Origin of the sequence: Streptomyces sp. RB17 (genome assembly GCF_009604455.1) — a bacterium.
GTDB lineage: Bacteria > Actinomycetota > Actinomycetes > Streptomycetales > Streptomycetaceae > Streptomyces.
Window position 1 is genome coordinate 725,659 of sequence record NZ_WEGL01000003.1, and the last position, 17,510, is coordinate 743,168.

At 70.9% G+C, this 17,510-nt stretch carries 16 protein-coding genes and 1 riboswitch; of the genes, 9 read left to right on the top strand and 7 right to left on the bottom strand.

Annotated elements, in window-relative coordinates:
* Positions 1-126: 126 nt before the first annotated feature.
* The 4 genes from SRB17_RS17085 to SRB17_RS17100 all read left to right on the top strand — a co-directional run bounded on the left by SRB17_RS17085 (position 127) and on the right by SRB17_RS17100 (position 5,544).
* Positions 127-1,470, top strand: a complete 1,344-nt coding sequence (locus SRB17_RS17085; protein ID WP_153539366.1) for a sensor histidine kinase — start codon at positions 127-129, stop codon at positions 1,468-1,470.
* Positions 1,471-1,633: 163 nt separating this feature from the next.
* Positions 1,634-2,293 (top strand): response regulator transcription factor, encoded by a 660-nt coding sequence (locus tag SRB17_RS17090; protein ID WP_323375827.1) that lies wholly within the window; start codon positions 1,634-1,636, stop codon positions 2,291-2,293.
* Positions 2,294-2,561: 268 nt separating this feature from the next.
* The gene (locus SRB17_RS17095; RefSeq protein ID WP_323375723.1) at positions 2,562-4,490 is read left to right on the top strand and encodes a 2-oxoacid:acceptor oxidoreductase subunit alpha; all 1,929 of its coding nucleotides are present in this window, start codon (positions 2,562-2,564) and stop codon (positions 4,488-4,490) included.
* Positions 4,483-5,544, top strand: a complete 1,062-nt coding sequence (locus SRB17_RS17100; protein ID WP_153539370.1) for a 2-oxoacid:ferredoxin oxidoreductase subunit beta — start codon at positions 4,483-4,485, stop codon at positions 5,542-5,544. The genes SRB17_RS17095 and SRB17_RS17100 overlap by 8 nt, the downstream gene beginning before the upstream one ends.
* A 17-nt stretch (positions 5,545-5,561) precedes the next feature.
* On the opposite strand, the gene SRB17_RS17105 is transcribed toward SRB17_RS17100, so the two are convergent.
* A complete protein-coding gene (locus SRB17_RS17105; RefSeq protein WP_153539372.1) occupies positions 5,562-5,966 on the bottom strand; it encodes a winged helix-turn-helix transcriptional regulator in 405 nt (134 codons plus the stop codon).
* Positions 5,967-6,063: 97 nt separating this feature from the next.
* Between SRB17_RS17105 and SRB17_RS17110 the strand changes: the two genes are divergently transcribed.
* The 3 genes from SRB17_RS17110 (at position 6,064) to SRB17_RS17120 (ending at position 8,624) form a co-directional block, all read left to right on the top strand.
* On the top strand, positions 6,064-6,918 hold the full coding sequence (locus SRB17_RS17110) for an SDR family oxidoreductase (RefSeq protein WP_153539374.1): 855 nt from the start codon (positions 6,064-6,066) through the stop codon (positions 6,916-6,918).
* Positions 6,919-7,028: 110 nt separating this feature from the next.
* Positions 7,029-7,982, top strand: a complete 954-nt coding sequence (gene rarD / locus SRB17_RS17115; RefSeq protein WP_153539376.1) for an EamA family transporter RarD — start codon at positions 7,029-7,031, stop codon at positions 7,980-7,982.
* Positions 7,983-8,144: 162 nt separating this feature from the next.
* Positions 8,145-8,624 carry a VOC family protein gene (locus SRB17_RS17120; protein ID WP_153539378.1) on the top strand — a complete coding sequence of 160 codons (480 nt, stop codon included), beginning with the start codon at positions 8,145-8,147 and terminating at the stop codon, positions 8,622-8,624.
* Positions 8,625-8,636: 12 nt separating this feature from the next.
* Here SRB17_RS17120 and SRB17_RS17125 read toward each other — a convergent pair whose 3' ends face one another.
* Positions 8,637-9,611: a hypothetical protein gene (locus SRB17_RS17125; protein ID WP_416237064.1), complete on the bottom strand. Its 975-nt coding sequence runs from the start codon at positions 9,609-9,611 to the stop codon at positions 8,637-8,639.
* Positions 9,612-9,936: 325 nt separating this feature from the next.
* On the opposite strand from SRB17_RS17125, the gene SRB17_RS17130 reads away from it, so the two are divergent.
* Complete coding sequence (locus SRB17_RS17130; protein ID WP_153539382.1) at positions 9,937-10,536, top strand: flavodoxin family protein; 600 nt, start codon at positions 9,937-9,939, stop codon at positions 10,534-10,536.
* Here SRB17_RS17130 and SRB17_RS17135 read toward each other — a convergent pair.
* From SRB17_RS17135 to SRB17_RS17150, 4 genes are all read right to left on the bottom strand, one after another.
* On the bottom strand, positions 10,533-11,471 hold the full coding sequence (locus tag SRB17_RS17135; protein WP_153539405.1) for an ABC transporter permease: 939 nt from the start codon (positions 11,469-11,471) through the stop codon (positions 10,533-10,535). The genes SRB17_RS17130 and SRB17_RS17135 overlap by 4 nt on opposite strands.
* Positions 11,458-12,489, bottom strand: coding sequence for an ABC transporter ATP-binding protein (locus tag SRB17_RS17140; protein WP_153539407.1), 1,032 nt, complete (start codon positions 12,487-12,489; stop codon positions 11,458-11,460). Before SRB17_RS17140 ends, SRB17_RS17135 begins: the two co-directional genes overlap by 14 nt.
* Positions 12,490-12,559: 70 nt before the next feature.
* Positions 12,560-13,759, bottom strand: a complete 1,200-nt coding sequence (locus SRB17_RS17145; protein ID WP_153539410.1) for a LolA family protein — start codon at positions 13,757-13,759, stop codon at positions 12,560-12,562.
* A gap of 394 nt (positions 13,760-14,153) precedes the next feature.
* Positions 14,154-15,164 carry a polyprenyl synthetase family protein gene (locus SRB17_RS17150; protein WP_323375726.1) on the bottom strand — a complete coding sequence of 337 codons (1,011 nt, stop codon included), beginning with the start codon at positions 15,162-15,164 and terminating at the stop codon, positions 14,154-14,156.
* Positions 15,165-15,728: 564 nt separating this feature from the next.
* Positions 15,729-15,911, top strand: a riboswitch (cyclic di-AMP (ydaO/yuaA leader).
* 4 nt (positions 15,912-15,915) lie between these two features.
* On the opposite strand from SRB17_RS17150, the gene SRB17_RS17155 reads away from it, so the two are divergent.
* Positions 15,916-16,407: a transglycosylase SLT domain-containing protein gene (locus tag SRB17_RS17155; protein WP_153539412.1), complete on the top strand. Its 492-nt coding sequence runs from the start codon at positions 15,916-15,918 to the stop codon at positions 16,405-16,407.
* Between the two features lie 209 nt (positions 16,408-16,616).
* Here SRB17_RS17155 and SRB17_RS17160 read toward each other — a convergent pair whose 3' ends face one another.
* Positions 16,617-17,429, bottom strand: a complete 813-nt coding sequence (locus SRB17_RS17160) for an HAD family hydrolase (protein ID WP_153539414.1) — start codon at positions 17,427-17,429, stop codon at positions 16,617-16,619.
* Positions 17,430-17,510 lie beyond the last annotated feature (81 nt).

Consider the following 17,510-nt stretch of genomic DNA (forward strand, 5'->3'; position numbering starts at 1 on the left):
AGGCAAGTGGTGGGGAAAACCCCCGCCCCAAGACGCCGACGACCTCCATGGCCCGCAGACCCCCGCCGCACGACCCTGGAGACACGGCTGAACCGCCGCTCACACGACGAGAACGGGACGGAATCGATGGCCACGGAGTACGGACACGGGTACGGGTACCGGCGGGAGGACGGACGGTCCACCGGAACCGGCCACCGGCTGCCTCCCGCCCTGCGGGCACCGTTCGAGGCGCGCAGCTGGCGCGAGTTCGGCTACGTCCTGCTGAGCCTGCCGCTCTCGATCGTGCTGTTCACCTGGACGGTGACCATGGTGTCGCTCGGCGCGGGCCTGCTGGTGACCTTCCTCGGCGTCCCGGTGCTCGCGGCGGCGCTGGCCGGCTGCCGCGGCTTCGGCGCGCTGGAACGGGCGCGGGCGCGCGGGCTGCTGCGGCTGGACGTGGCCGAGCCCGAGCCGCTGCGGATGCGCAAGCCGGGAGCGCTGGCCTGGATGGGCGCCGTACTCAAGAGCGGCACCTCCTGGCGGAACCTGCTGTACGCGCTGGTGCAGTTCCCGTGGGCGGTGTTCTCGTTCTCGGTGGCGGTGACCCTGTGGACGATGGGCTGGACGCTGCTGACGTACCCGCTGTGGTTCTGGGTCTTCCCGGCGTACGCCGGCCAGGGCGGCATCCAGCTGTACGGCGACGCGCACCACAGCGTCTATCTCGACAACCCCTTCGAGATCACCGTGACCGCGCTGGTCGGGCTGCTGATCACGCTGGCCGCGCCGTGGATCGTACGGGCCCTGACGACGGTGGACGGCCTGCTGGTCCGGGGCCTGCTGGGGCCGTCGCCGCTGTCGGCTCGGGTGGTGGAGCTGGAGTCGGACCGCGGAGTCGTGGTCGACGCGGCCGCCGCCGATCTGCGGCGCATCGAGCGGGACCTGCACGACGGCGCCCAGGCCCGGCTGGTCAGCCTCGCGATGGATCTGGGGCTGGCGAAGGAGAAGCTGCGGGAGGATCCGCAGGCGGCGGCGCGGATGGTGGACGAGGCGCACGGCGAGGTGAAGACGGCGCTGCAGGAGCTGCGCGATCTCGCCCGCGGCATCCATCCGGCCGTGCTGACCGACCGGGGTCTGGACGCGGCGCTGTCCTCGGTCGCCTCCCGCTGCACCGTGCCGGTGCGGGTGGAGGTCGATCTGCCGGCCCGTCCGGCGCCGGCCATCGAGGGCATCGCCTACTTCACGGTCTCCGAGCTGCTGCAGAACATCAGCAAGCACAGCCGGGCCCGGTCCGCCTCGGTCGACGTGTGGTGCACCGAGGACAAGCTGATGCTGCAGGTGATCGACGACGGCGTGGGAGGCGCGGACGTCTCGCGGGGCTCGGGTCTGGCCGGTCTGGCCGGCCGCCTGGACGCGGTGGACGGCGTCTTCGTGGTGGACTCCCCGGCAGGCGGCCCCACCCGGGTGATCGCGGAACTGCCCTGGCGAACCTGACGCGGAAGACCCCGCTTCACCGGCGGCAGCACGCTCGCGCCCCACCCCGGATGCGGGATTGTGCCGACGCGGCGGGCGACGGACACCGGATGCTGGAATGCTGGACCTCCGTACGGGACCTGCGTAGGGACTTTTGGGGGGCCAGGAGATCGTGGAGGACAGGGTGCGGGTGGTCATCGCCGAGGACTCAGTGCTGCTCAGGGAGGGCCTGACCCGGCTGCTGACCGACCGCGGGCACGATGTCGTGGCCGGTGTCGGGGACGCGGAGGCGCTGGTCAAGACGGTCGCCGACCTGGACGCACAGGGCGGGCTGCCCGACGTCGTGGTGGCGGACGTACGGATGCCGCCGACGCACACCGACGAGGGCGTGCGGGCGGCCGTACGGCTGCGGAAGGCGCATCCGGGGCTCGGCGTGCTGGTGCTGTCGCAGTACGTGGAGGAACGCTACGCCACCGAACTGCTGGCCGGTTCCAGCCGGGGCGTGGGCTATCTGCTCAAGGACCGGGTCGCCGAGGTGCGCGAGTTCGTGGACGCGGTGGTGCGGGTGGCCGAGGGCGGTACGGCGCTGGACCCCGAGGTGGTCGCGCAGCTGCTCGGCCGCAGCCGCAAGCAGGACGTGCTGGCCGGGCTCACCCCGCGGGAGCGCGAGGTGCTCGGGCTGATGGCGGAGGGGCGCACGAACTCGGCGATCGCCAAGCAGCTGGTGGTCAGTGACGGGGCCGTGGAGAAGCACGTCAGCAACATCTTCCTGAAGCTCGGGCTGGCCCCGAGCGAAGGCGACCACCGGCGTGTTCTGGCCGTACTGACCTATCTGAACTCCTGACCCGAAGACACTGTGCCCACAGGGCGTCCGAAGGCCAGGCCCCTACGGGAGGACCGGGTACCCGGAGGGAGGACCGGAGGAGACGACCGGGGAAGGACGCCCCGACACCTCAGCGCCATGCCGACCGGAGAGCGCCACAGGCCGACTCGATGTCGTCCATTCTGTGGATCGCATCGGGAAGGCGACCCTAACCGACGTAGGGTTGATCCTGGGATGGTCCGTGGGACGACCACGCCCCGGACAGCCGCCTCGAAGGAGGTCCAGTTCAGTGACCAGCCAGGTCAGCAGCCAGGCGGAGCAGGCCGACGGAGCCGTCGTCGGAGAGCAGCGCAAACCGGGCGGCGTCAAGGACGTACGGCGCCTGGACCGGGTGATCATCCGGTTCGCGGGGGACTCGGGTGACGGTATGCAGCTCACCGGTGACAGGTTCACCTCGGAGACCGCGTCCTTCGGCAACGACCTCTCCACCCTGCCCAACTTCCCCGCCGAGATCCGCGCTCCCGCCGGCACCCTGCCCGGCGTCTCCAGCTTCCAGCTGCACTTCGCCGACCACGACATCCTCACCCCGGGTGACGCGCCGAACGTCCTGGTCGCCATGAACCCGGCCGCGCTGAAGGCGAACATCGGCGATCTGCCGCGCGGCGCCGAGATCATCGTCAACACGGACGAGTTCAGCAAGCGCGCCCTGCAGAAGGTCGGCTACGCCGCCTCCCCGCTGGACGACGGCTCGCTGGACGGCTACAACCTCCACCCGGTGCCGCTGACCACGCTCACGGTGGAGGCGCTGAAGGAGTTCGACCTCTCCCGCAAGGAGGCCGAGCGCAGCAAGAACATGTTCGCGCTGGGTCTGCTGTCGTGGATGTACCACCGGCCGACCGAGGGCACCGAGACGTTCCTGAAGTCGAAGTTCGCCAAGAAGCCGGAGATCATGGCGGCCAACATCGCCGCGTTCCGGGCGGGCTGGAACTTCGGCGAGACCACGGAGGACTTCGCGGTCTCCTACGAGGTCGCCCCGGCCGCCAAGGCCTTCCCGGTCGGCACCTACCGGAACATCTCCGGCAACCTCGCCCTGGCCTACGGCCTCATCGCCGCGTCCCAGCAGGCGGACCTGCCGCTGTTCCTGGGCTCGTACCCGATCACCCCGGCCTCGGACATCCTGCACGAGCTGAGCAAGCACAAGAACTTCGGCGTGCGGACCTTCCAGGCGGAGGACGAGATCGCGGGCATCGGCGCGGCGCTGGGCGCGGCGTTCGGCGGGTCGCTCGCGGTGACGACGACGTCCGGTCCCGGTATCGCGCTGAAGAGCGAGACGATCGGCCTCGCGGTCTCCCTGGAGCTGCCGCTGCTGGTCGTCGACATCCAGCGCGGCGGTCCGTCCACGGGTCTGCCGACCAAGACCGAGCAGGCGGACCTGCTGCAGGCGATGTTCGGCCGCAACGGCGAGGCCCCGGTGCCGATCGTCGCGCCGAAGACGCCGGCGGACTGCTTCGACGCGGCGCTGGAGGCGGCCCGGATCGCGCTGACCTACCGCACCCCGGTGATGCTGCTGTCCGACGGTTACCTGGCCAACGGCTCCGAACCGTGGCGGATCCCGGACCTGCACGAACTGCCCGATCTGCGGGTGCAGTTCGCCTCCGGCCCGAACCACACCCTGGACGACGGCACCGAGGTCTTCTGGCCGTACAAGCGGGATCCGCAGACCCTCGCCCGGCCCTGGGCGATCCCGGGCACCCCGGGTCTGGAGCACCGCATCGGCGGCATCGAGAAGCAGGACGGCACGGGCAACATCTCCTACGACCCGGCCAACCACGACTTCATGGTCCGCACCCGACAAGCCAAGATCGACGGCATCGAGGTCCCCGACATCGAGGTCGACGACCCGCACGGCGCACGCACTCTGGTGCTGGGCTGGGGCTCGACGTACGGGCCGATCACCGCGGCGGTACGACGGCTGCGGGCGGCCGGCGAGGGAATCGCGCAGGCCCATCTGCGCCACCTCAACCCCTTCCCGCGCAACCTCGGCACGATCCTCGAGAGGTACGACAAGGTGGTGATCCCCGAGATGAACCTCGGGCAGCTCGCCACCCTGATCCGGGCGAAGTACCTGGTCGACGCCCGCTCCTACAACCAGGTCAACGGCATGCCGTTCAAGGCGGAACAGCTCGCCAAGGCTCTGAAGGAGGCCATCGATGACTGACGCCGGCAACGGGCTGCTGCAACTGGTCCCCAAGGCCGAGGCCAAGCAGTCGATGAAGGACTTCAAGTCGGACCAGGAGGTGCGCTGGTGCCCCGGCTGCGGTGACTACGCGATCCTCGCCGCCGTGCAGGGCTTCATGCCGGAGCTGGGGCTGGCCAAGGAGAACATCGTCTTCGTCTCCGGCATCGGCTGCTCCTCCCGCTTCCCGTACTACATGAACACCTACGGGATGCACTCCATCCACGGCCGCGCCCCGGCGATCGCCACCGGCCTGGCCACCAGCAGGCGGGATCTGTCGGTGTGGGTGGTCACCGGTGACGGCGACGCGCTGTCGATCGGCGGCAACCACCTGATCCACGCGCTGCGCCGCAACGTCAACCTGAAGATCCTGCTGTTCAACAACCGGATCTACGGCCTGACCAAGGGCCAGTACTCCCCGACCTCCGAACTCGGCAAGATCACCAAGTCGACGCCGATGGGCTCGCTGGACGCGCCGTTCAACCCGGTGTCGCTGGCGATCGGCGCGGAGGCGTCCTTCGTCGCCCGCACCATCGACTCCGACCGCAAGCACCTGACCGAGGTGCTGCGCGCGGCCGCCGACCACCCGGGCACCGCGCTGATCGAGATCTACCAGAACTGCAACATCTTCAACGACGGCGCCTTCGACGCCCTCAAGGACAAGCAGCAGGCCGAGGAGGCCCTGATCCGCCTGGAGCACGGGCAGCCGATCCGCTTCGGGGCCGACGGTGCCCGCGGGGTCGTACGCGATCAGGCCACCGGTGATCCCAAGGTCGTCACGGTGACGCCGGAGAACGAGGCGGACATCCTGGTCCACGACGCCCAGGCCGCGTCCCCGACCACCGCCTTCGCGCTCTCCCGGCTCGCCGACCCCGACACGCTGCACCACACCCCGATCGGTGTCTTCCGCTCGGTCGACCGGCCGGTCTACGACACGGCGATGGCCGACCAGCTGGACACCGCGATCGAGCAGAAGGGCAAGGGCGACCTGGCCGCACTGCTGGCGGGCGGGGACACCTGGACGGTCGTCGGCTGAGAGCGCCCTCGGTTTGGCTATGAGGCCCGGGACCTGACGTCCCGGGCCTCGTCGTATGCCCGGCGGGCGCTGAGCACGTCGTCCATGCGCTGCTCGGTCCACCGGGCCAGCGCGCGCACCTGTTCCGCCGCCTCGCGGCCCAGCCCGGTCAGGGAGTAGTCGACGCGTGGCGGGATGACGGGCTTGGCGTCCCGGTGGACGAGACCGTCGCGCTCCAGGGTCTGCAGGGTCTGGGTGAGCATCTTCTCGCTGACGCCACGCCCGCCGAGGCTCCCGATCGCCCGGCGCAGCTCGCTGAACCGGTACGGGCGGTCCAGGAGCTGGATCAGCACCAGCACACCCCAGCGGCTGGTCACATGCTCCAGGACCAGGCGGTGGGGGCACATGGCCTCGCCGTCGCCCTTCCACTCACTTACCGACATGCAAGTACCTTACTTCAAAGTGGGTACTTTCACTTGGTTAGTGCCCCTCCTAGGGTGAGTGCCATACGAGAGTCGCATCCCCAAGGAGTTCTGAACCATGAGCATCGTCGTCACCGGAGCCACCGGACACCTCGGCCGGCACGTCGTGGAGCAGCTGCTGGATAAGGTTCCGGCGGAGCGGATCACCGCCGTCGTACGGGACGCGGCCAAGGCCGCCGACTTCGCCGCCCGCGGAGTGAAGCTCGCCGTCGCCGACTACAACGCGCCCGAGACCTTCGACGGCCTGTTCGCCGCCGGCGACAAGGTCCTGCTGGTCTCCGGCAACGAGTTCGACAAGGGCAGGGTGCAGCAGCACAAGGTCGTCATCGACGCCGCACAGGCCGCCGGCGTGGCGCTGCTCGCCTACACGAGCGCCCCCGGCAGCCTCACCGCCGCGCTCGCGGACGACCACCGGGCGACGGAGGAGGTGCTGCTCGCCTCCGGCCTGCCCTACACCCTGCTGCGCAACGGCTGGTACCACGAGAACTACACCGAGAACCTGGCCCCGGTACTGGAGCACGGCGCGGTCGTCCAGGCCGCCGGCGACGGCCGGGTCTCCTCGGCCGCCCGCGCCGACTACGCCGCCGCCGCGGTCGCGGTGCTGACCGGCGAGGGCCACGAGAACGCGACGTACGAGCTGGGCGGCGACGAGGCCTGGGGCTTCGCCGAGTACGCGGCCGAGCTGAGCCGGCAGACCGGCAAGGAGATCGTCTACAACCCGGTCTCCCCGGAGGCCTTCGCCGGCATCCTGGCCGGCGCCGGTCTGCCCGGACCGCTGGCCGCGATCCTGGCCGGCGTGGACGCCTCGGCAGAGAAGGGCGAGCTGGTTGTCTCCTCCGGCGACCTGTCGCGGCTGATCGGCCGGCCCACCACCCCGCTGGCGGAGGCCGTCACCGCCGCCCTCAAGGGCTGACCCGTCCGCCCCTCCGGCCTGTCATGACCGTATGGCGATACGGGCATGACAGTCGGGGCCGCTCGGCGCTACCTTCCTTCTCGCGTGCCTGAAGCGAGAGGGAGGGGCCCATGGCCGGGAAGTCCAACGGTGAGCACCGAATAGGCCTGCTGAACGGCTTCGCCGCCTACGGCATGTGGGGCCTGGTGCCCCTGTTCTGGCCCCTGCTGAAGCCCGCCGGTGCGGTGGAGATCCTCGCCCACCGCATGGTGTGGTCCCTGGTCGTCGTCGCCGTCGCCCTGCTCTTCGTACGGCGCTGGGCGTGGGCCGGAGAGCTGCTGCGCCAGCCGCGCCGGCTCGGGCTGATCACCGTGGCCGCCGCCGTCATCACCGTGAACTGGGGCCTCTACATCTGGTCCGTGAACTCCGGCCACGTGGTCGAGGCCTCCCTCGGGTACTTCATCAACCCGCTGGTGACCATCGCGATGGGCGTGCTGCTGCTCAAGGAGCGGCTGCGGCCCGTGCAGTGGGCGGCGGTCGCCACCGGCCTCGCCGCCGTCGTCGTCCTGACCGTCGGCTACGGCCGTCCGCCGTGGATCTCGCTCGTCCTCGCGTTCTCCTTCGCCACCTACGGCCTGGTCAAGAAGAAGGTCGCCCTGGGCGGCCTGGAGTCGCTGGCCGCCGAGACCGCGATCCAGTTCCTGCCCGCGCTCGGCTATCTGCTGTGGCTCGGCGCGCACGGCGACGCCAGCTTCCTCAACGACGGGACCGGGCACGCCGCCCTGCTCGCCTCCACCGGCCTGGTCACCGCGCTGCCCCTGGTGTGCTTCGGCGCGGCGGCGATCCGCGTGCCCCTGTCCACGCTGGGCCTGCTGCAGTACCTGGCGCCCGTCTTCCAGTTCCTGCTCGGCATCTTCTACTTCCACGAGGCCATGCCGCCCGAGCGCTGGGCCGGCTTCGCGCTGGTCTGGCTGGCGCTGACGCTGCTCACGGGCGACGCGCTGCGCTCCGCGCGCAGGCCCAGGAAGCCGCTCGACCTGCCCCGGGTGGACACGCAGAACTCGGCGGCGGCGGTGGAGACCTGAACAGGCGGGTCTGTGAAGCGGGGGGGGTGCCTGAAGCGGGAGGGTGACTGAAGCGGGGTGCCCGAAGCGGGAAGGTGCATGAAACGGCGGCGGTCCGCTCCGGTGGGTGTCCGATCCGGTGAGCGCCGCCGTTGTCGGTGCTCGCCGCTATAAGTGGTGAGCATGTTGACTCAGTCACCCACCGAGGCCCCTGCCCCGCTGCACTGGAAGCTCGTCGTCGACGCCGCCGACCCGCACGCCCAGGCCGACTTCTGGGCCGCCGCGCTGCACTACACCGCCGAGGACAACGGCGCCCTGATCGAACGGCTGCTGTCCCTCGGCGCGCTGCCCGGCGAGGCCACCGTCGAGTACCACGGCCGGCCCGCCTTCCGTGACCTGATCGCCGTACGGCACCCCGACGACCCGTGCGACCCGGAGACCGGCACCGGGCTCGGGCGCCGGCTGCTGTTCCAGCGCGTGCCGGAGGCGAAGACCGTCAAGAACCGGCTCCATCTCGATCTGCACGCCGGGGCCGGGCAGCGCGCCGACGAGGTGGCACGGCTGCGCGGGCTGGGTGCGTGGGTGCTGCGCGAGGTGAAGGAGCCCGCCGGCGAGTGGGTGGTGATGGCGGACCCGGAGGGCAACGAGTTCTGCGTGCAGTAGGGCTGCCGCCGGTTACGGCTGTGCGGCGCGGGCCGCCCGGTCGGTCAGGCGGACCATGCGGGCTCGGGCGGACTCCAGCGGGCGCGGGTCGTCGGCGGCGGGACCCGGCTCGGAGGTGAGGTCCGCCCACAACTCGATGAGGTCGCGGCCCAGCCGCAGGCCCTCCTCGGGATCGCGCACCGCACGCCACGCGGTCGCCGCGCTCTGGACGTTGCCGTACGCGGCCTCCGCGTCCCGCGCCTGCCGGCGCAGCCGGGCGAGGTCCAGTGACTGCCGGCAGGCACGGACCGGGTCGCCTCCCAAGTAGGCGATGTAGGCGGACAGTTCGCGCAGGTGCAGCACCTCGGCATGGCCGGGGCCAAGCACGGTGGCCGCCTCGGTGACCGTGCGGTCGGTGAGTTGCGCCGCCGCCTCGATACGGCCGGACCGCACGGCCTCGTTGATCCGCGTCATCGGCTCGGTGAGCAACTCGGCTCCCTCCGCCGTCTCGGTCACGGGCTCGTCCCCGAGCACCTCCTCGGCGACGGCGTCGAAGCCCCGGGCGGGGGTGGGAGCCGGGGTGGTGGGGGCGGGCTCGGGCTCGACCACGTCGATGACGGGCGCCGGGGCCCTGGTGGCCGACAGGACGGGTGCCGGGGTCTCCGCGACCGACATGACCGGCGCGGGACCGAACTGTCCCGTCGGCGCCTGCACGGTCCCGGCCGGCACGGGCGCGGGCCGCTTCGCCGGGGGCACATCCCGCATCCCTTGCGGCGAAGCCACGCCCGCCGCGCCCGACTTCGCCTGCGCGGCCACGCGTACCGCCTGTCCCGTGACCCGGCTGGAGCCGTCCGCCGAGACCTCCAGGGGAACCACGCAGCCCGCGAGGTCGTCGTGGATCGTGGCGCGTATGGGCGCACCGATGCTGATGGCCAGGCGCTGGAGGTGATTGAGGACGGCCTGCTGGATCTCCTCGCCCGGCGCCGCCACCACCGACGTCCCGCCCACCGACGCGCCTCCCGCGCCGAACACCCGGACCGCCACCACTGCCGGATGCGCCACGGGCTGCTGCGCCCGCTTCTTCTCGAAGCTGACTCGAGACATCGGTCTTCCCTCACTCCCCCGGCGTCGCGATCCGGTCGTACGCGCCCTGCCGACCAGTGTGTCGGCTCCCTACGGTTTCCGCGTCACCGCAGCGTCACAGCCTCGCACCAGCCGCACCCTGGCGCACCTGGACGCACCCTGGCGGCGCACTCTGGCGCGAACTTCTTGCGTGTGCATAAAATGCATGAGTCTTTATTCAGTGATGCGACAGCACGCCTCCGGGGGACCCATGAGTCGTCGTTTTCTTTTCGTCCTGGGCAGCGCCCGCGCCGAGGGCAACACCGAACTGCTGGCCCGCGCGGCGGCCGAGCAGCTGCCCGGTGACGTCGAACAGCGCTGGATCCGCCTGGCCGAGCACCCGCTGCCCGACTTCGTGGACCTGCGGCACGACAGCGACCACGTGCGGCCGCCCTCCGACAGCGCGACCGGTCTGCTGCTGGATGCCACGCTGGCGGCCACCGACATCGTGATCGCCTCGCCGCTCTACTGGTACTCGCTGTCCGGCCTGACCAAGCGCTACCTGGACTATTGGTCGGGCTGGCTGCGCACCCCGGGCGTCGACTTCAAGGCGACCCTGGCCGGGCGCACCCTCTGGGGCATCGCCGCGCTCGCCCATGACGAGCCGTCGGTCGCCGACCCCTATGCCGGCACGCTCAACAACTCGGCCGCCTACATGGGGATGCGCTTCGGCGGCGTGCTGCTGGGCAACGGCAGCGCTCGGGGTGACGTACTGAAGGACGCCGACGCGCTGGCACGTGCGAAGACCTTCTTCGCACAGGACGCGCCCTTCGCACGCTTCCCGTACGAGACGTCTGCCGGCCTGCCCTAGGCGCTGATGTCCTTCGTCGTGAACCGCGCCCAGGCCGCCGAGCCGAACACGGCCGCGTACAGCCCCTGGAGGCCGAGGTTCTTCACCAGGTCGTCCCAGTAGACGGGGTCGCGCACCAGGTCGGCGAAGGACAGCCAGTAGTGCGAGAAGAGGTACGGCCGCAGCGCGTGCAACTGGGGTATCTGGTCGAGGATCTGGACCGTGATGAGTATGCCGACGGTCGTCGCCATGGCCGCGATGCCGCTGTTCGTGAGGGTCGACACGAACAGGCCGAGCGCCGCCAGGCCGACCAGTGAGGCGGCGACCACCAGTGCGATCAGCAGGGCCCGGCCGAGCCCGTCGGCGTAGCTGATCCGGGTGCCCGATATGGTCGTGAGGTCGCCCAGCGGGAAGAGCAGCGCGCCCACGACCAGCGCCGAGCCCGCCACGACCAGCGTGGCCAGCACACAGAAGGCCAGCACCGTCGTGTACTTGGTGAGCAGCAGCCGGGTACGGCCGGCCGGGGCGACCAGCAGATAGCGCAGGGTGCCCGCGCTCGCCTCGCCCGCTATCGCGTCGCCCGCGACGACCCCGACGGCCATGGGCAGGAAGAACGGCAGGGTCGCGGCCAGCGCCGTGAACACCAGGAACAGGCCGTTGTTGGTGATCTGCGTCATGAACGCCGGGCCCTGCCCGCTGTGGTCCGGCGTCCTGCCGCCGCCCGTCTGGATCTTCACCGCGATCCCGACCAGCACCGGCACGGCGGCCAGCACCCCGAGCAGGGCGAGCGTGCGCCAGCGGCGAAGGGTCGTGACGAGCTCGCTGCGCAGCAGCCCGAACACCCACAGGGGGCTCGGCCGACGCACGGCGGCGACCCCGGGGGCCGTCCCGGCCCCGGGGGCCGTCCCGGCCCCGGGAACCGTCTCGGATCCGGAGACCGTCTCAGCCGGCGACATCGAAGCCCTCCCCCGTCAGTGCCACGAACGCGTCCTCCAGCGAGGCCCGTTCGACCGTGAACCCCCGGACCCGGACTCCCGCAGCGACCAGGGCCGCGTTCACCTCGGCGAGGTCCCGCGCGGGTGGTTCGCCGGTGACCCGGTCGCCGTCGGCGGTGACGTCCCCGACCCCCTGTTCCTTCAGCACCCGGGCCGCCTCGGCCGGATCCGGGGTGGTCACCACCAGCCGGCCGCGCGCCCCTGCCGCCAGGTCGGCCACCGCACCCTGGGTGACGAGCCGGCCCCGCGCCATGACCGCCGCATGGGTGCAGACCTGCTCGATCTCGTCGAGGAGATGGGAGGAGAGGAAGACCGTCGTGCCATCGGCGGCCAGCTCCCGGATCAGGGAGCGGATCTCCCGCATGCCCTGTGGGTCGAGGCCGTTGGTGGGCTCGTCCAGGACGAGCAGCCGGCGCGGCTGGAGCAGCGCGGCGGCCAGACCGAGGCGCTGTCTCATGCCCAGCGAGTACGCCTTCGCCTTCTTGCCGGCGGCGGCCGCGAGACCCACCCGGTCCAGGGCGGCGGCGACGCGGGCGCGCCGGGTACGGGGGTCGGCGGTCGGGTCGGCGGCGTCGTAGCGCAGCAGGTTGTCGCGGCCGGAGAGGAAGCCGTACAGCGCGGGGCCCTCGATGAGCGCGCCGACCTGCGGGAGGACGGACCGGGCCGCCCGGGGCATCGGGCGGCCCAGCACGCGTGCCGTGCCGGCCGTGGGCTGGATCAGGCCCATCAGCATGCGAATGGTGGTGGTCTTGCCCGAGCCGTTCGGACCGAGGAAGCCGAAGACGCTGCCCGCCGGGACGGTCAGGTCGAGGCCGTCGACGGCGAGCTGTCCGCCGCGGTATCGCTTGGTGAGGCCCCGGGTGGCGATGACACTCGCCTCCACCTGCCCCGGGGCAGGCTTCCCCGCGTCCTCGACCTCCCCTGGGGCACGCTTCCCCGCGCCCCCCGCTTCCCGCTCCGTCGCGGACGGTCCGTCCATCGGCTCCCCCTCGATTCGTGCTCCCGTGAAGGGTCAACGCACGGTCACGGTCCGTAGTGCCCGGACAGGATCACTTCCCTTCGTTCGCCGCCTTCACCAGGGCGTCCTTGGTGACCGCGCCGGCGTACACCTTGCCGTCGTCGGTGATCAGGGCGTTGACCAGGCGGGTGGAGAAGACCGTGCCCTTGCCGAACTTTCCGGAGACCTTGTCGCCGAGCGAGCCGAGGAAGCCGCCGAGGTCACCGCCCCGGGAGCCGGTCGGCAGGCCGCCCTTGGCGCCGGTGTCGAAGGTGGCGATGGACGTCCAGCCCTTGCCGAGGACAGCGGAGCCGTTCATGCCCCGGCCGAAGTCCTCGCCGGACGCGGGCGCGTGCTTGCGAGCCGCCGAATCCTGCTTCTCCTGCGTCACCTTCGCGCCCTTGGGCGGGGTGAAGGTGAAGGTGGAAGCGGCCGGCTCGGCGAAGGAGACCTGGGTGAAGCCCACGTCGAGGACGGCGGCGCCGCCGCTCTTCGGTGTCAGCGTGAACTTCAGCGGCATGCCCGTCTTCGCGTCGACGGCGATACTGACGGCGCCGACCGTGGTGCCGGACTGCCTGGGCTTGATCAGCAGCTTGTAGGCGTCGCGGCCGGCGACCCGCTCGGTGCCGTCGACGGTGACCGACGTGGTGCCGTCCACCGACTTCAGCGCCTGGTCGGCGAAGTCCTTCGGCGTGGCCGGCGGCTCGGCCCGGCGCTCCTTGCCGGCGTCGGCCGAGGTGCCGTGGTACACCTCGTTGGTCTTGCTGTTGTAGCCCCACACGTTCTTGCCGTTGTGGATGAGGCTGTACTCGGAGCCGCTCTCCAGCAGCGACAGTTTCTGCTTCTCGGGGCCGTCGGCGGCGACGCGCAGCGTGTGCGTGCCGGAGACCAGCGAGGTGAGCTGGGACTGCGGGTCGGCGGAGGAGCCGTCGCCGGAGCCCTTGGCGACGCCGGAGGCCAGGCTGTTCTCCAGGCCGCCGAGGTCCGGCAGGCCGAGGTCGGTGTCGATCCGCACGGTACCGGACAGCTGCTGCACGTCCGACTTGGCGATCTTCTCGATGAGCTGCTGTGCGGTGATCCTCGGCAGGTCCGGGTCGCCGGAGGCGGCGAGCGCCGGGACCAGACCGATCGTGGCCGCCGCGACCCCCACCACGGCGACCGGGACCGCGTAACGGGCGGCCCTGCGGCGTCCGGCGCGCCGCTCCTCGTCGCGCGCGGCGTCCACTGTGTCGTCGGATTCGTACGGTGCCATGTGTGCCTTACCTCCGTCGTCGGCGGCGGCTGTTCTCACTCTGGTCCACCTGAGCCGCCATTCTCACCCGAATCGGTGAGGAGTGGTGATTTCCGTGGTTTCCATCTCACCAAATGAGCCATGAAGATGCGTCAGACCTCGGAGCCAACTCCGCATACGCCTGCGGTATGACATGAAGGCCCTGGAACTCCACCGACCCGTAGGGGTGTCACCGGAACGGAGGGGGGCGTACGGGGGTGCAAGGGGTGCAGGGAGCGTACGGATGCACCGGCCGCTCGGCCCTGAACGGGGCAAGGAGCACGGCCGGACGCGCCGAGAGGCGCACAGCCGGCAGCGGGCCCCTCGTACGGCCGGAGGCGTGGTCCGGTCCGGTGGGGTGCGGCAGGCGGCCGGATCAGCCGGCGCGGTGGACCACCGCGTCGCACAGCTCCATCAGTGCGGCCTTGGCGTCGCACTCCCGCAGCGGAGCCAGCGCGGACCGGGCCTCCTCGGCGTACCGGACCGTGTCCCGGCGGGCCTGCTCCAGCGCGGGGTGGGTGCGCAGCGCGGCCAGCGCCTCGGCGTGCCGGGCGTCGTCGCTGAGGTCGGAGTCCAGCAGTTCGCACAGGGCGATGTCCTCGGCCAGCCCGAGGCGGGCGGCGCGCTCGCGCAGCCGGAGCACGGGCAGGGTCGGGACGCCCTCGCGCAGGTCGGTGCCCGGGGTCTTGCCGGACTCGTGCGAGTCGGAGGCGATGTCCAGGACGTCGTCGGCGAGCTGGAAGGCGACCCCGAGCCGCTCGCCGTACTGGGTGAGGACGTCGACGACCGTCTCGTCGGCACCGGACATCATCGCGCCGAACCGGCACGACACCGCCACCAGCGAGCCCGTCTTGCCGCCGAGCACGTCCAGGTAGTGATCGACCGGGTCGCGGCCGTCGGAGGGGCCAGCGGTCTCCAGGATCTGGCCCGTGACCAGCCGCTCGAAGGCGAGGGCCTGCACCCGGACCGCCTCGGGGCCGAGGTCGGCGAGGATCTGGGAGGCGCGGGCGAACAGGAAGTCGCCGGTGAGGACCGCGACGGAGTTGCCCCAGCGGGTGTTGGCGCTGTCCACGCCGCGCCGCACGGCGGCCTCGTCCATGACGTCGTCGTGGTACAGCGTGGCCAGGTGGGTCAGCTCCACGACCACGGCCGACGGCACGATGCCCGGCGCGTAGGGGTCGCCGAACTGGGCCGCGAGCATCACGAGCAGCGGCCGGAACCGCTTCCCGCCGGCTCGCACGAGGTGCTGCGCGGCCTCCGTGATGAACGGGACCTCGCTCTTGGTGGCCTCGAGCAAGCCTTCCTCGACAGCCGCCAATCCGGCCTGGACATCGGCTTCCAGAGCCTGGTCCCGCACGCTCAGCCCGAACGGCCCGACGACGGTCACGAGGGGTCTCCTGTCTGCTGGTGTCTGCTGGCGATTACACGGTTTGTCGATAGGTCGCTGCCATCACTCAAGTCAGCGTATCCGGTCCTGTTTCGATCACCGATAGCGCCCACCGGTCCAGCCTGGGCGGTATCGGATCACGACCGGTATGTTTTTGATCAAGTGATAAGAACAGATATGTATCGACTTAACAGGAACTCGCACGGTTTGTCGCGAGCCGGGGGCGAGCGGAGTAATGGGTACATCCCGGACAACGACAGGCACCACGTCACGGGTTCCGCCACCCGCCGACCGATCCACGCGAACCCCTCATGTCCGGTTTGAACTACTTTGTTATTTCGTGAATTGGGTCACGGTGACCTCCGGCGCCGAGGGCACGTCAGGTCAGCCTCTCCCCTTGCCCGGTCCGCGAGTTGAGCGTTGGCAACCGCAAAGGATCAAGTACCACATACGGCACAGACAAAGGTCAAACAGTGCTTTGTGTGCATCAGGTACTTGTTCCTGACATGTGCTCTCGCATACGTTCCGGGCCATCAGGCGGACGCCGAATCCTGCCGCCGCCTGCAAGACCCATCGACGAACTCATTCGTACGGCAGGAGCGGGGGACCCAGGTAAGTCCGCCGGGCCGGTCGGCACACGCCGCACCGGAACGGCTAGGGGTGAAGCCGTGCCTTCACACGAAGGCGCGGCCGGGCACCTCCCCGCCCGAACCCGACAGCTCACCTCGCAGGCGCCGGAGAGGACTTCGCCATGCCTGCTACTGCTCGGCACCGCCGCCCCCGCACCAACCGCTTCGCCCGTGTGCTCGCCGTCGCCGGCACCGGTGCCGCCGTCCTCGCCCTGCCGCTCATCGGCGCCACCAGCGCCTCCGCGGCCACCGGCACGACCTCCACGACGGTCTCCACCAGCCCCGCCGGTTACTCGAACAACCTCGACGGCTGGATCCGCGAGTCCCTCGCGATCATGACCCAGAAGGGTATTCCGGGCACCTACAACGGCATCTACCGCAACGTCATGCGGGAGTCCTCCGGCAACCCGCGCGCCATCAACCTCTGGGACTCCAACGCCGCCAAGGGCATCCCGTCCAAGGGACTGCTCCAGGTGATCGACCCGACCTTCAACGCCTACCACGTGGCCGGCACCTCCTTCGACCCCTACGACCCGGTCGCCAACATCACCGCAGCCTGCAACTACGCCGCCGCCCGGTACGGGTCGATCGACAACGTGTCCAGCGCGTACTGACGTTCCCGCTGACCGGCACGGCATCGGCCGCCCGGCTGTTCCCACACCTGACGGACGGGCACACCGGGCGGCCGTCGCTGCTTCCGTGGACGGCCGAGTAGTGACCGGGGACGGCCGACCGGACGGGTACTGACCGGAGACGGCCGGCCGCTGACCGGGGACGGCGGCCGGTACTGACCGGGGACGGCGGTCGGGTACTGATATGCCGGTCAGTCGGTCGGGAACAGTCTTTCGAGGACGACGGCGATGCCGTCGTCCTCGTTCGACAGGGTGATCTCGTCGGCCGCCGCCTTCAGTTCGGGATGCGCGTTGGCCATGGCAACCCCGCGTCCGGCCCAGTCGAACATCGGGATGTCGTTGGGCATGTCGCCGAACGCCAGCGCCTCCCCCGCCGCGATACCGAGGCGCTCCGCGGCCAGCGCGAGACCGGTCGCCTTGGTCACCCCGGACGGCTGGAGCTCCACGGTCCCCGGCCCGGACATGGTGACCGTGGCCAGCGAGCCCACCACCGCGCGCGCGATGGCCGCCAACTCGTCGTCAGACAGGGCGGAATGGCGTAGCAGCACCTTGCTGATCGGCGCGCACCACAGGTCGTCGCGCCGGCCGACCCGTACCGCGGGCAGGGTCGGGTGCGGCATCCGGTACCCGGGCTCGATCAGCGTGAGCCCGTCGGCCCCGTCCTGGTCGACGGCCGCGTACACCTGCCCCACTTCGGCCTCGATCTTGCCGAGGGCGGTCTCGGCCAGCTCCCGGTCCAGCCGGACCGACCACAGCAGGCGGCCGGTCCCGGCGTCGTAGACCTGTGCGCCCTGCGCACACACCGCGAGCCCCGTGCAGCCCAGGTGCGCGAGGAGCTGCCGTACCCGCGGGGCCGGGCGGCCCGTCACCACCAGGTGCCGGGCACCGGCCCGCGCCACCCGCCCGAGCGCGGCCAGCGACCGGTCGGAGACGGTGTCGTCGCCGCGTAGCAGTGTTCCGTCCAGGTCGGTGGCGATCAGTGAAAATGCGGGGGAGGCTGCCATGATCAGAGAATACGGATACCGAGCCCCGCCGACTCATCCTGTCGCCCTGCGCACTTACGTACTGGTCCGCCCCAAGTGATG

Coding starts and splice junctions, on each gene's coding strand:
- SRB17_RS17130 (WP_153539382.1), top strand. CDS start 9,937: ATGAGTCGTCGTTTTCTTTTCGTCCTGGGCAGCGCCCGCGCCGAGGGC.
- SRB17_RS17100 (WP_153539370.1), top strand. CDS start 4,483: ATGACTGACGCCGGCAACGGGCTGCTGCAACTGGTCCCCAAGGCCGAG.
- SRB17_RS17140 (WP_153539407.1), bottom strand. CDS start 12,489: ATGGACGGACCGTCCGCGACGGAGCGGGAAGCGGGGGGCGCGGGGAAG.
- SRB17_RS17160 (WP_153539414.1), bottom strand. CDS start 17,429: ATGGCAGCCTCCCCCGCATTTTCACTGATCGCCACCGACCTGGACGGA.
- SRB17_RS17145 (WP_153539410.1), bottom strand. CDS start 13,759: ATGGCACCGTACGAATCCGACGACACAGTGGACGCCGCGCGCGACGAG.
- SRB17_RS17110 (WP_153539374.1), top strand. CDS start 6,064: ATGAGCATCGTCGTCACCGGAGCCACCGGACACCTCGGCCGGCACGTC.
- rarD (WP_153539376.1), top strand. CDS start 7,029: ATGGCCGGGAAGTCCAACGGTGAGCACCGAATAGGCCTGCTGAACGGC.
- SRB17_RS17135 (WP_153539405.1), bottom strand. CDS start 11,471: ATGTCGCCGGCTGAGACGGTCTCCGGATCCGAGACGGTTCCCGGGGCC.
- SRB17_RS17105 (WP_153539372.1), bottom strand. CDS start 5,966: ATGTCGGTAAGTGAGTGGAAGGGCGACGGCGAGGCCATGTGCCCCCAC.
- SRB17_RS17155 (WP_153539412.1), top strand. CDS start 15,916: ATGCCTGCTACTGCTCGGCACCGCCGCCCCCGCACCAACCGCTTCGCC.
- SRB17_RS17120 (WP_153539378.1), top strand. CDS start 8,145: ATGTTGACTCAGTCACCCACCGAGGCCCCTGCCCCGCTGCACTGGAAG.
- SRB17_RS17085 (WP_153539366.1), top strand. CDS start 127: ATGGCCACGGAGTACGGACACGGGTACGGGTACCGGCGGGAGGACGGA.